A 14,178-nucleotide genomic window follows, 5' to 3' on the forward strand; every position below is an offset into this window, starting at 1 on the left:
TTTATGTTTATAGTTTCAGTTTTTTATGTTCTTAACAATCATTCACTTAATAAAAAAGCGCATTGTTAAAACAATGCGCTTTTTTTAAGCAAAATGCTTGCTAGCATTAAGCTTGTTCAATGTCTTTCATTGTCAACTTGATACGACCACGGTTGTCGACATCAGCAACTTGTACTTTAACGTCCTGACCTTCTTTTAAAACGTCAGTCACATTCGCAATACGCTCATTCGAGATTTGTGAAATGTGAAGCAAACCGTCTGTACCTGGCATGATATTTATGAATGCACCAAATTCAACGATACGAATGACTTTACCTGCATAGATTGTACCTGGCTCAACTTCTGCAGTAAGCGCTTGGATTTTCGCAATCGCAGCTTTCGCAGCCGCTTTAGTTTCACCAAACACGCGTACAGTACCGTTATCTTCGATATCAATCGCAGCTTTAGTTTCTTCAGTAATCGCACGGATGGTAGCACCACCTTTACCAATCACATCACGAATCTTGTCAGGGTTGATGTTGATCACTTCAAACGTTGGCGCATGTGCATTGATTTCTGAACGTGCACGTGAAATGACTTTGTTCATTTCATTCAGGATGTGCATACGACCAGCAAATGCTTGGTTTAATGCAACTTCCATGATCTCTTCAGTGATCCCTTCGATCTTGATGTCCATTTGAAGTGCAGTAATACCGTTGGCAGAACCTGCAACTTTAAAGTCCATATCACCTAAGTGATCTTCATCACCCAAGATGTCAGAAAGAACTGCAAAACGCTCACCTTCTTTTACTAAGCCCATTGCGATACCCGCAACTGGCGCTTTCAATGGCACACCTGCATCCATAAGTGACAATGAAGCACCACATACAGAAGCCATAGAAGATGAACCGTTAGATTCAGTAATATCAGATACGATACGGATCACGTACGGGAAGCGGTCAGCCGCAGGAAGAACTGCTTGAACACCACGACGTGCTAAACGACCATGACCGATTTCACGACGCTTAGGACCTGATTCACGACCCGTTTCACCTACAGAATATGCAGGGAAGTTGTAGTGCAACATAAAGTTGTCAGTTTTGGTACCAGAAAGCGTATCAACCATCAACGCATCACGTGTATTACCCAAAGTCGTTGTAACTAATGCTTGAGTTTCACCGCGTGTGAATAATGCAGAACCGTGTGCACGACCTAATACACCAACCTGAACGTCGATACCACGTACAGTTTTAGTATCACGACCATCGATACGTGGCTTACCAGACAAGATGTTGTCACGTACAGTACGGTATTTAAGATCTTCAAATAATTCGTTTACTTCATCCGCAATACCAGTTTCATCATTTTCAGGAACAAACTGTGCAACTGCTTCTGCATAAAGTGCATCAAGTGCTGCATAACGGTCTTGTTTAACCGCAATGGTATATGCTTCAGAGATTTTCGCTTCGAAAGCAGCTTTTAATTGCTCAAGAAGTGCTTCGTTTTTGCTTGGCGCAACCCAAGTCGATTCAACTGCACCCGCAGCAGCAGCAAATTCTTTAATCGCTTGAACCGCAATTTGCATTTCGTCATGACCGAAAAGCACCGCACCCAACATTTGATCTTCTGAAAGTTCTTTCGCTTCAGATTCAACCATAAGCACAGCTGACTCTGTACCCGCAACCACGAGGTCAAGATCAGATTGAGCAAGTTGTTCAAAATTCGGGTTAAGAACGTATTCACCGTTGATTAAACCAACACGTGCACCCGCAATTGGACCACGGAACGGCGTACCCGCAATCGACAATGCAGCTGAAGCACCGAGCATAGCAGCAATATCGGCATCCATCGTTTTATCAGAAGAAACAACAGTTGCTGTTACTTGGATTTCGTTGAAATAACCTTCTGGGAACAACGGACGAATTGGACGGTCAATAAGACGTGAAATTAAAGTTTCAGCTTCAGAAGCACGACCTTCACGCTTGCCATAACCACCTGGGATACGACCAGCAGCATATTGTTTTTCTTGATAGTTAACAGTTAACGGGAAGAAGTCTTGACCCGCTTTAGCTTTAGGCTGAGCTACAACAGCAACGAGAACAGTCACGCCACCCATGGTAACTAAAACTGTATTTGCTTGACGTGCAACACGACCCGTTTCTAAAACAACTTGGTGTTGACCAAATTGGAATTCTTTACGAACGATATTAAACATTGACATGTATTATATTTTCCTAGTTTTATTCTAGTGAGACCCCTAAGGTTTGGCATTCAGACTACCACTGCTGTGTAGATAAATGACAAAGCTTAGAAGCCATCGCACTAGATCAAAATTTTTAAATAAATTTAAACACAAAGAAGGAGCGAACAAGCGCCCCTTCTAAAGTCACCTAAAGTAAATTAGGTGAAACTCTCTTTTCAGCGATAAAGCATTGCAACATGCGAAATACCGAAAACAAAGTAAAATCGAATTAACGACGTAAACCTAATGCGCCGATCAAAGCAACATAACGACCGTGATCTTTACCGTTTAAGTAATCAAGTAATTTACGACGTTGGTTAACCATACGGATCAAACCACGACGGCTGTGATGGTCGTGTTTATGTTCTTTAAAGTGACCTTGCAAATCATTGATTTGAGCAGTCAATAAAGCAACTTGTACTTCAGGTGAACCAGTGTCGTTTTCAGCACGAGCAAATTTAGCGATGATCTCTGCGCGATCAGTGTTAGTTAAAGCCATTCGATTTCTCCGAGATGCTTACAAAAATAAAATGATAATGATCAGTTGAAACCAACCGACTGCCGTGCATCACTACAGCAAGGCGCTTATTTTAAGTGATCTATCGCTATATTGCAAAATTGTTTTATATCCGCTGGCAATTCGGCAGCTGACAGCGTTGTACAAAATAGGCACACTAGCCTGATTCTGTTTTCAATTTATGACAGAGAAGAAAGAAAACGAAAATATTGCGAGGGAATCGTGAAAATTTTATCAACCAATACCTGTTATGTACCGCATGACCTAAATCAAGTGATTCGCAGCAAAGATGAAGTCTCGGCTGAATTGGGCGGCATGAGCGAAAGACAGATTCAAAAGATATGGAATAGTGTTGAAAGTCTATATAAAACGGGGAATTATCCACTCATTAGCTTATGCCTACGTCGTCAGGGAAAAATTCTTCTCAATCGCAGTATTGGCTATGCGCAAGGTAACTCTCCAGATGGCTTAACCACTGATGCCAAGATTGGTACACCAGATACCCCAGTCTGCCTGTTCTCTGCCTCCAAAATGGTCACGGCGATGTTGATCCATATGCTGGATGAACGAGGTGATTTAAATCTGCTTGATCCGATTAGCTATTACATTCCTGAATATGGGGTCAATGGTAAACGTCGGGCTACGATTTTTCATTTACTTTCCCATCGTGGCGGTATTCCACGTATCGACACTCAAGTCACACCAGAACTGCTATTTAACCAAGATGATATTTTAAAACTGCTCTGTGCCGCCAAGCCCGTTTCTCCTTCAGGGACTCATCTTGCCTACCATGCCGTTACCGCAGGTTATATTCTGGGTGAAATCGTGCAACGGGTGACAGGGCAAAGTGTACGCGAGTTTCTGGCCGAATATGTTGAAAAGCCAATGGGCTTGGATTATTTCAATTATGGATTAAAACCTGAATATCGTGCCGATGTTGCCTTGAACTATGCGACGGGGATTCATCCAAGTTTAGGCACAGATCATTATCTCAATCATGTACTCGGTGGCGGTCTACAGCTTGCAGTCGATGTCACCAACGATACCCGTTTCATGGACACCATTTGCCCAGCTGGCAACATCTATACCAGTGCTGAACAGGCAGGACGTTTTTTTGAGATGCTATTAAGTGGCGGAGAATATCAGGGCAAACAAATTATGAGTCCTCAAACGGTATTCCGCTCAACCCTGCCAACCTCTGGTGTTAGCTTAGATCGGACTTTACTGGCACCGATGCGTTATGCACTGGGCCCAATGCTCGGCAGTAATCCCGTAGGATTATTTGGCCCAATGACAGGACAAGCTTTTGGACATATTGGATTTTCAAATATTCTGTGTTGGGCTGATCCTGAGCGTGATATCAGTGTATCGCTGTTAACCACAGGCAAATCAGTGGTGGGTACTCACTTACCAGCCTTGGCAAAAACACTTTATCAAATCTCAACCAACTGCCCAAAGATTCCCAAAAACCAACGTCGCTCATTGTTCGCAACTGACCGTACTGAAGCAGATTTGGTCTAGCACCTCTTCATCCAAATCACACGCACAAAAAAGCCCAAGTTAAACTTGGGCTTTTGCGCTTGAACTTATCATTCTTCTTAATTTTGTTATTTTTTATTCTTTTTTCCTATACCATTCAGACCCTCTGAATGCAGACTCCACACCCTTCTCTTTTATTGTTCTTTCTCTTGCTATTCGTTCTTCCTATACCGACTATTCTGTCAGATTCAATTGTGAAGAAAAATAGCATTTTTCTTATCTCTGTGTAAGAAAAAACGTACAAGTCTGTATAACATTTAACTTAATAATAACAAAAAATTGTCAGACAATAAGTTTTATATTTCTTCCTTTTATTTGATCATTGAATTGAAGCGAAATAGACTCACATTCTGAAAAGCATGAATTTTCACCTATTCTCAGAATACCTTATGAACTATATGGATTATGTTGATTTTATAGTGAATTTTGACATGAAAATAAAAAAGCCCTGTAGTCTCTCCCAAAACTACAAGGCTTAGCGGCTGTAAGTTTCCTCTTTTATCACTTACTTCACTGTAAGTTCGCTGTCATACGACGTTATTATTATATTTTTGCGATTTACCTAGCTTTCCATGCTAGGCTCTTTGTGTGTACATAATCTCAAAAACCTTGCGCTTGCTCTAGCGACAATATCTCGAATCCTTGTAAGCTTTTACTTACAAAAGAGTGAATTCTAAAGAATAAGTTCACAATCTGTTCAAATTGATCTTCTGCACTAAACCACTACGGCGAACAGTCCGTATCGTCAATGCCTGCTGTAAAGCCTTTGAATCAGCCAAAATACTCACCACTTTTTTAGCACGGGTGACTGCGGTATAGATCAACTCTTGACTCAATAATCTTTCGGCTTGGGCATCCAATACAATTGCGGTATGGGTAAACTCCGAACCTTGTGATTTATGAATGGTTAAAGCAAAGGCGGTTTGCATACTGCGTGGCAGTCGATGCGCTGCAATCCATTTATTTAAGCTTGGAAAAAATACTTCAAATTGCTGTGACTGAGTGCGATGTTTAAAACAGATGCCAATATCACCATTAGAAATCCCAAGCTGATAGTCATTATAGGTCATCATTACAGGACGGCCGATATACCAGTCTCCAACAGCGATTTGCTTTAGTTGCTGATTGAGCCAATGTCCTGCATAACGATTCAATTGCTCAATCCCCAACGATCCATGTCGAACTGCAGTCAAGATTCGATAATCATCAAAAGCCTGTATCACCTGCTGAATATACGCTACACGCTCATCCGCATTGATATAAGCTTTCAACGCATCCACATAGCCCTGAAATCCAGCCATTAACTGATGTTGGTAGGGTTCAATATCAACCTGCTGTTGCTCGGGTAGATATTCCAACTGGATCAGGTCAGGCATATCTTTATTTAAGGAAATCGTTTGCAAAGGTGCAGCCTGAACAATTTCCATCTCTAGTTTTGATAAGACTAAATCGGGATCGCTTAGATCTTGCTGTGCCTGAATAAATCGTGCGAATTGCCCAATCTTGGCCTCACCAGAGAAACGGCGGCTGGTCTGTAGCTGGACTCGATTTTCAGTCAATGCCTGTACTTGCTGTAAATCAGCAAGAACTGAACCCACATCAACCGAAGCCAACTGATTGGCATCACCAAGCAAAATAATTCGGCATTGATCTGGAACTGCCTCAAATAACAGGGTTGCCAAATTTAAATCTAGCATTGAGGCTTCATCGACCACAATCACGTCATAAGGCAAAGGCTGTTTTTGATTAAACCTCGGTATTTGTCGCTTTCCTATACCCAGCAAACGATGCAAAGTCTGTGTAGTTTGATTGCGCAACTCATCGGTGATGAGTCCTGATTGTAATAATTTCGGATCATTAAAAGAGTTTTGTAGCGCTTCCTTCATACGCTGTGCAGCTTTGCCTGTCGGTGCCGCCATGGCAATACGAATATCAGGAATGGTCTGGTTGAGGGCTGCAATAATACGCGCCAAGGTATAGGTTTTACCCGTCCCTGGTCCACCTGTAATAATGCTCAGGCCTTGTTGCAGTACCATTTTCAATGCAGCCTGTTGGTGTACGTCACTGAGTAAGTCTTGATAATGTTCAGCCTCAACAGCCTGAATCGTTTGTCGCTTTAATCGACAAATCTGTTCTGCAAGGCGTTGCTCTAGATGCCAATATCGGTATAATGCCAAGCCCTGCTGATCATAGACACACGGCGCGACTTGCCTCACTGCAATTTCACTAGAAACTGCTAAATCGGCCAGTGCTTCAATCTGTATTGGATCAGCCTCAATACAACTATCGCCCTGCAGACTGGCTTCAACCAGTTGTTGTAATACCTGTGCAGCGTTAACTGTTTGAGTAGATTGAGAAAATGGTGCTTGTGAGAGATAGTTACTCCACATATTTAACCATGTCATTTGTGCTGACTGATCAGCAACTTGTTTGTCCACAGAGTTATCCTCAAACTTACCCACACGCTTGTCCACAAGGTTATAAACAGAGTTATTCACAAGCTAAGCTTTTGTTTAATTTAAATTCAACCACTTTATCTACACCATTTTCCCTGCTTTATCCTCAGCAAAATATCCAAGAATTGCATCTAAACGCAAGATGAACTCATCTTCAGGTTTCCAGTAGAAACAGCCCTGCTGTGCTTGCCCATTCATACCACGTAAATACAGATATGATGCGCCGCCTAAATGCTGCTGCATATTATAATCCTGCAATTTCACCGACAGATAACGATGCAATGCTACGAGATACAAGGCTGCTTGTAGCCAATAGCTTGACAGCGACATGCTTTCCGCAATCTGAGCTGACTGATAATCCAGTTGCTCTGCCCCCAGATAATTACTCTTATAATCGGCAATATGGTAACGCTGTCCATCGAAGTAGACCAAATCGATTGAACCATTTAAATAACGGGCTGACTTTGCTTCCAATAATTCAGGCATTTCAATGCCGTATTCTTCAAATAGCTGCTGCACACGTTGCATTGCTAGCACCCGATCAGACAACGCCAAATAAAATGGACATTCAGACAAGTATTGTCCTGCAGCTAATTGGTTTAACTGAAAGCCCTGATTGAGTGGCGTGTGTAATACTTCATTGAGCCAATCGGCGATCCATTGATAGAGTTGCTGCTCAGCATTTTCTTGTTCAGGGAAATGCTGTTGATATTGTAATAACAGTTCTGACCATAAACTTTGATAGGTATTTTTAAAACGACGGCGAATTTCCTCTACCCACGTTTGGGGTTGCTGAAAATCAATCTGCTCAAAAATTTCGTGCAGGAAATTACCTGCCAAGGTCCCTTTCGGGAAATATTGTTTAATCCAAGCAATAGGCTGAGCCGCGACTGTATTTTCCAGTTCTAAAAAATTCAACTCATCTTCTGCCTGCTCAAAATCGGCATCGATATTGGCCAATCGATCAGCGCGAGTCGCTTTATGCTTTAGATGCTGCGCCAAATAACTAAAGCTGGTTTTACCCCGCGTATAGAAACGCTGTGTAGGTAAAGGTTGAGCCAAGAGTGCAACCTGTTGTTGGGTTTGTTGCATCTGTAAGGCTTGTGGTCGCTCTAAGATCAGCGCAGCATCGGTACTATAAGGATGTTGAAAGTTATCGCCTTGATTCTTCCAAAAAGCCAAACCTGAAAACTTATTTTTATCGCCTTTTTCCGGTTCAAACACGGCATAAACACGGTGACTGGCGCGCGTCAGTGCCACATACCACAGCCGGTTTTGTTCCGCTAAAGCGCGTTGCTGATGTTGATCCAGCTCAGTTTGCTGTAAAAATTTTTTATCCGCCACTGCCACCACCCGTTGCGTCCGTATTTGCCCCGTCTCAGGCAACTGGATTTCAGTGGTAGAAAAATTCAGTGTTTTCTGTACTTCAGCAAAAGCCTTATTCGCTCCCAGTAAAAAGACGATTTTAAACTCCAAACCTTTGGACTGATGAATAGTCATCAGTTGCACACCCGCTTCACTGGACAGCTTGTGTTCTAGCTCCCAATCGCGATCACTTGGTGAATTTAATTGTTTTAAATACCAGTGATACAGGTTTTGCATCCCTTGTACATGTTCACTGTGCTGACTCAAGAGATCAGTGAGGTGGCGTAGATTCACCACGGCACGTTCATTGTCTTTACTTTGTGTAGCCACCAGTTGCTGCCAAAGACCAAACTGATTTAAGCAACGCTGCCATGCCGATAAAAAGCCCTGATTCAGCCACATTTCGCGTATGTCATCAAACTGCTGAATATAATCGCTCAAGCCTTCTGCACTTTGTTCTAAGGCCAAAAATCGAGCAAGATCAAACCCAAATAACCGGCTAAGTAAAGCCCGTTTGAGCTTGGCTTCGTCATAAGGATGAAGCAACGCCGTCAACAAGGCTCCCACATCCTGTGCAATGCTGGAATCAAACACACTTCGTTTCGAAGGTCGGTTGACCCGAATTCCCATACGTTCCAATACATATTGCACTTCATCCAGTTGGCGATGGCTACGCGAAAGAATGGCAATATCATCTTCATCAATGGCAGTTGGGACATCACCATCTAAGTACAATTGCTTTAAATAAGATTGATTGAGCAAGTGCTGAATCTGCCACGCCACCTGTGTGGCCTGCTCGTTACCCTCTTGCAAATGCAACCAGCGCAAAGGCATTGGATTGGGTTGGGCATTTTCAACCAAGGCAGGGTGTGGACGTGAACCCGCTTGAATTGGGTCATAGCTGACCTGCTCGCCAAAATCGATCTGACGCTGAAACAGGAGATCCACCACTTCCACCAGCTGTTTCACCGAACGGTGGTTATGCACCAACTTATACTCACGCCCCTGTTTGGCCATAATATCCTGATAGGCATTCAGGAAGGTCAGCATATCTCCACCACGGAAACCATAAATCGCCTGCTTACGGTCTCCCACCATAATCATGCAGCCTTTTTGGTAACGTTGCGGATGGCGCCAGATACTGGCCAACATATCATCTTGATCTTGGTTGGTATCCTGAAACTCATCCACCAGAATCAATGGATAGCGTGACTGTACAAATACCGCGAAACGTTGTCCTTGCTCACCTTTCAAGGCTTCTGACAAAGTCTTGATTTGCTGAGCAAAGGTGGTCTCCCCTTTTTGCTGCAACACTTGTGGCAAGCGCTTTTTGACTTCAACACATAAATAGGCTTTCAAATAGACTTGTAACTGCTCAAATTCTTGCTGAGTCTGCTGCACAGCTTGAAACAGCTTTTGCAATTGCAACACACTTGGATGTTGATAGAAGCCTTCGGCAATTTCCGCAGGACATTTCTTAAAAATTTTTTGCGCTTCGAATTTGTCTAAAAACTTAAATACCGCATCACGCGCGTCGGCAAAGTAGGCATCAAAGATCTGTATATTCTCAGGACTGTTGAGTGCAGTTAATAATGGCGGCAAGGATTCTGTAAACAGTTTATGAAAGGCATTGTTGCGGAAAGAAGCACCATTGATATGTGCATAATATGCGCCCTCTAACTGAAAGTATTCAGCCAAGCTGCTCAGGTCAATCTGCTGTGCTTGCTGTTGCCATTGCTGCAACTGAGCTAAGTCAATTTCAGGCCTAGCAGGCAGTTTGAATTGTGCCGAACTAAAATTCAGCGAACTTTCCACCATCCCGACAAAATGATCGACACTCTTCAGTCCACCCACACTATATAGCGCATTGATCACTTGCTGCGGTTGGGTCTGAATCCACTCACGCAACACATCATGAATCAATTGACGGGTATAGCTTTTGGCATCCTCAGTAATTTCAGCGCGTTCGATTTTGCCACTTTCAAAAGCAAACTCACGCAATAACTTTTGGCTAAAGCTATCCAAGGTTCCGACAAACAATTCATCTAACTGATCAATGACCAATTTTAGCCGTTCACAGGCATAGGCAATCCGCGGTGCAAAGTTTTTTAAGACCTGCTGTTTTAACGGATCAGCCTCCTGTAATGCCTGCGCCTGAATATCTTGTTCCAATACATCACGAAAAGGTTCTAAAAACTCAAGGATTTCGACCAAACGTAGACGGATACGCGTTTTAAGTTCTGCGGCTGCAGCACGAGTAAAGGTAGTGGCAATCACCTGATTGGGCAGATATTTCTCTAAGAAAATCCGCACCATCAAACTGGATAGTGTATAGGTTTTACCTGTCCCCGCTGAGGCTTCAATCAGATGTAAGCCTTCAAATTGGATATCCCCAATCGGCTGATAAGACACTGGTTTCTGCGTGCTCATGTCTTACTCTACCCGTAAAAATTCAAAAATCGGTTGATACAAAGCATAGGAATAATGATCACAGGCATATTGCAATAAAGCGGTTGCATCTTGTTCCTGCAAAATGAATTGCCAATCGCGATGCAATTTACAGGCTTCATTCTGAGTCATATCAAAACCCGAGAAATCACCCGTATCATTCCAGTCCTTCAACACTTGTTTTTGACTCTCTTCAGTTAAAACCTGAGTTGAATCCAGTTCAATCCACTCATATTGCTTGCCCTTTTCTAAAGGCTTTAATACTAAGGCCGCAGGCAATACCACAGGCTGCTGCTGTGCAGCTTGCCAAAGCTGTAACCATGCCTGCAGATAAGCTTGGGCTTGCTGAGAGTTCAACCCTTCACAGATCACCGTCTGATCGCTAAACACCACAATTCGGCGCTTCGCTGTGACAGTCTCACTATTTAATACAGCCAACCAAAGCAAGTATTCCAGCCAGACTTTGGCAAAGCGTTTGGCACGTGCACTGGAAGCATCCAAACTGACCCAATCTTGAGTCAGCTGTTTCGGAGTCACACAGGCGATTTGTAATTGTTTCGAGACCCGCCAAACCCGTTGCGTGGTTTCAGTCGGCGATGGGGCGTACTGCTGCAAGCGTTCCAACAAGCGTTGCTGCTCTAAGCGACTCTGCTGCCAAGCACTGTGCTGGACTTTTCCGACAGGCAACTGATCTTGCAATAGACTTGGTGAAAGCTTTTCATCCTGCTGCTGTAAAAAATGGCGAATGGCATATTTACCGAGACCATCGAGTAATAACGGTTCAGATTGATCGACCAATTCATTTGCAGTTAAATTTTCGACACCTAAGGTTTTTAAATACAATCGCGCAGGAAAAGTGACATCCTGAATCCATTGCTGACTCTCCAAAATGATCATTTCATTCTGTTCAACAGGATAGGCGGTATTGGCCCATGCCTGCCGCTCACCTTTGACTTGCTGAATCTGTGATGCCACCTTAAACCATTGGTCTTGATAACGCACAGGACGATCCGAAACAAAGCCGAGTGGATCGAAAGGTTGCAAGCGATGTAAATGGTACAGCGGATAAAGCTGTGCTGGGACTTGCAAAGCATCCAATTCAGCTAAATCCACTTCTGATAAAGGAAGACTATCTTCGCCGCTAGTCGGTTTTACAATCAAAGCCAAATGATCACAGAAGCCCTGCAAAACACTGGATGGCTCTCTGACTTCGCCATCATTGAGATCAAAGCCATTATAAAACAGCCAAACCTGTTCTTGTGCTAACAATACCGCATCCAAAAATGCCCCTTGATCATCTTCCAGACGAGAGCGATCACCCAATTGCTGACGCAGTGCATCCATCAAGTCAAATGGGATATGGCTGTCTCGATTCGGGAATTTACCCGTATCCAAATTCAATAACACAATGAGGCGATACGGAATTGGGCGAATTTGTCCAATCTGGCTAAAGGTAATTTGTCCCGTCGGTTCAACTTGCGCGGACTGACTTTCTAGCGTGCGTTGAATTTCTTCGACAATATAAGGTAAAGGCAAGGAAATTTGACGTAACTGAGTTTCGGTATCTTCATAATAGCTGGCCAAAGTCAGCATACGTTCTTGCTTTTGAATAATTTCACGGATTGCTTTTAAAGCAACCACATCAGCTTGTTCAAACTCTTGTACATCCTGTTTGATTCGTTGCAACCAGACTTCAACGGGCAAACGCTGTCCTTGCTCATGCACCACCAACCAGTCTCGCCGTGCAGATAACTCATGATAAATCTGAATCAGAATCCCAATCAGTTCAAAATCACTTGGTTGTACCAACGCGTAACTTAAGATGTCTTGCACCATAACATGGGTTGGCACGGCAATCCCAAGCGCCAAACGATCGAGGGCAAATTTGAAACTATAGCGATAGTCTTGGTCATCATCGCTGAGCGTTTGTTTTAAATGTTCAGCATCCAAACCACGTTTAAAACCAGCATCGTCAAGTAAACTCAAAATCCGTTGCGCCTGCGTATAATCCAGCCCATAACGTTGTTGGGTCGCAGCTAAATTTAACCAATCAGCAAAGTCATCTTGGCTAAACCGCCCTTGAGTCAATTGCAAACGTCCAAGCACTGCACGCCAAGCATTTAAGGCATCTAACTGCGCCACCCCTGCAATTTTAACTGGTAAAAATACTTCATGTTCATTTGCAACCGCAGGAAAGACACTGCGAATTAAAGGCTCAAGCTCGGCTAGATTTGGGGTCAAAACCAGCACATCACTTGGGCGACGCGGTGTCGTATCTGCTTGAGACAACCAATGCACCAACTGCTCTTTTAAGACTTCGAGCTGTCGCACACTGGAGTGGCAAACATGAATCTGAATCGAGTCGTCCTCAGGCGCAAGTTCATATTGCTGAGCCTGAGGTTCAGCTAAGTAGAAAATATCAGACTGAATCTTACCCAGTAGCGTTTCAGGAAACTGCTCTACAAAGGCATCGACCCACTTTCCTTCTTCTCCTGTTGCCAGTTGTGATAACAAGGAAAAATGATCACGCGCCTGTTTACCCAAACGGGTCAGTAAGGGATGTCGGGATTCACGATTTAAAGCATTAAAACCTAAACTAAAACTGTCAAAGAATGCGGCAATTTCTGCATCACTGGCATTGGGATGTTTGGCGATATAGCGCTCTTTCACGCCCAAGTCATAGCGCTTTTTCCAGAGAGGATCGACACTGTCAGCCCAATATTCCTGCGATGGGTTATAGTGCAGAATCACCACATCTAAATACTGTCCCAAACGACGTAAAAATTGCAGTTGGCTCGGTGGTAAATCTAAAATCGTAAATACAACCACCTGACTCGGCAGTTGTGCCAAAGCGCGTGATCGTGTCTGCTCATTGTCTAGAAGCTGCCAGAAATCAGCATCAATACTTTGCATCTCGATAAAATCATCATGAAAGTAGTTTTGCCACAACCAACGCTGCCAAGCTTCTAATTGTTCGGTTTGTTGTAAGCTAAAAGCTGAAGTTTGTTGATCTGTTTGAGCAATCAGTTGTTCGATATTTAAGGCTTTATTCTGTCCCCAAGTCGATAGCCAATTCCCAGCACATGTACAATTACTTTGGCAGCCGCGTTGGCAATGACCCCGATAAATCATATAGTTGTTAAATAGCTGCGAAACCTGCTCCGCTACCCAATACAACATACTCTGTTTTTTAAGTTGTTTTTCAGTGCCTTGTTGTAGTTGATCGGCACTGGCATAAATCCGTTGCACAATTGAATATAAAGGGTGCTCATTCGCAACAGTATTCTGTTCGTGTTGAATAAAAGGCTGTAAGGCTTGATGAATACGCCACTTTAAAATCAAACGCGGAATATTGGCTTTACGCACTTGCTCTTTGTTTTCCAAAACTTGTTGGTAGGCATACCATTGAAAACCACGAATGCGTTGGTGAAATTGATAGTTGGCAGTCATGCCTTGTTGTTCGGCAATTTTTTGCGTCAGCCATTGTTCTTGTGCGGGACTTGGGACAATAAAATGCTGGGTTTTAAACACCTGAAAGGGTGAGTTACTCGGCTGAGTGATTGATGCCATCACACCTTGTAATAACACATCAAGGCGTTGACTTTGAATAACATGAATACCCATGCGTTAAT

Annotated in this window: 6 protein-coding genes; 1 reads left to right on the forward strand and 5 read right to left on the reverse strand. The window is 43.3% G+C overall.

Annotation, left to right across the window (positions count from 1 at the left end; genetic code table 11):
- Positions 1-106 precede the first annotated feature (106 nt).
- Complete coding sequence (gene pnp, locus F896_RS01540; protein WP_171069735.1) at positions 107-2,194, reverse strand: polyribonucleotide nucleotidyltransferase; 2,088 nt, start codon at positions 2,192-2,194, stop codon at positions 107-109.
- A 256-nt stretch (positions 2,195-2,450) separates the two neighbouring features.
- Positions 2,451-2,720 (reverse strand): 30S ribosomal protein S15, encoded by a 270-nt coding sequence (rpsO, locus tag F896_RS01535; RefSeq protein WP_004656162.1) that lies wholly within the window; start codon positions 2,718-2,720, stop codon positions 2,451-2,453.
- 240 nt (positions 2,721-2,960) lie between these two features.
- On the opposite strand from rpsO, the gene F896_RS01530 reads away from it, so the two are divergent.
- Entirely contained in the window at positions 2,961-4,259 is a 1,299-nt protein-coding gene (locus F896_RS01530) for a serine hydrolase domain-containing protein (protein WP_016165058.1), read from the forward strand.
- Between the two features lie 704 nt (positions 4,260-4,963).
- On the opposite strand, the gene recD is transcribed toward F896_RS01530, so the two are convergent.
- The 3 genes from recD to F896_RS01515 all read right to left on the reverse strand — a co-directional run bounded on the left by recD (position 4,964) and on the right by F896_RS01515 (position 14,170).
- Positions 4,964-6,715, reverse strand: coding sequence for an exodeoxyribonuclease V subunit alpha (gene recD, locus F896_RS01525; RefSeq protein ID WP_212750013.1), 1,752 nt, complete (start codon positions 6,713-6,715; stop codon positions 4,964-4,966).
- A 99-nt stretch (positions 6,716-6,814) separates the two neighbouring features.
- A complete protein-coding gene (locus F896_RS01520) occupies positions 6,815-10,528 on the reverse strand; it encodes a UvrD-helicase domain-containing protein (RefSeq protein ID WP_016165060.1) in 3,714 nt (1,237 codons plus the stop codon).
- A gap of 3 nt (positions 10,529-10,531) precedes the next feature.
- A complete protein-coding gene (locus F896_RS01515) occupies positions 10,532-14,170 on the reverse strand; it encodes an exodeoxyribonuclease V subunit gamma (RefSeq protein WP_016165061.1) in 3,639 nt (1,212 codons plus the stop codon).
- Positions 14,171-14,178: the final 8 nt, after the last annotated feature.

The organism is Acinetobacter genomosp. 15BJ, from assembly GCF_000400715.1.
Classification (GTDB): domain Bacteria; phylum Pseudomonadota; class Gammaproteobacteria; order Pseudomonadales; family Moraxellaceae; genus Acinetobacter.

Bases quoted from the DNA above. Each gene is read 5' to 3' on its own strand.
- pnp (WP_171069735.1), bottom strand. From the start codon at position 2,194: ATGTTTAATATCGTTCGTAAAGAATTCCAATTTGGTCAACACCAAGTT.
- rpsO (WP_004656162.1), bottom strand. From the start codon at position 2,720: ATGGCTTTAACTAACACTGATCGCGCAGAGATCATCGCTAAATTTGCT.
- F896_RS01520 (WP_016165060.1), bottom strand. From the start codon at position 10,528: ATGAGCACGCAGAAACCAGTGTCTTATCAGCCGATTGGGGATATCCAA.
- F896_RS01515 (WP_016165061.1), bottom strand. From the start codon at position 14,170: ATGGGTATTCATGTTATTCAAAGTCAACGCCTTGATGTGTTATTACAA.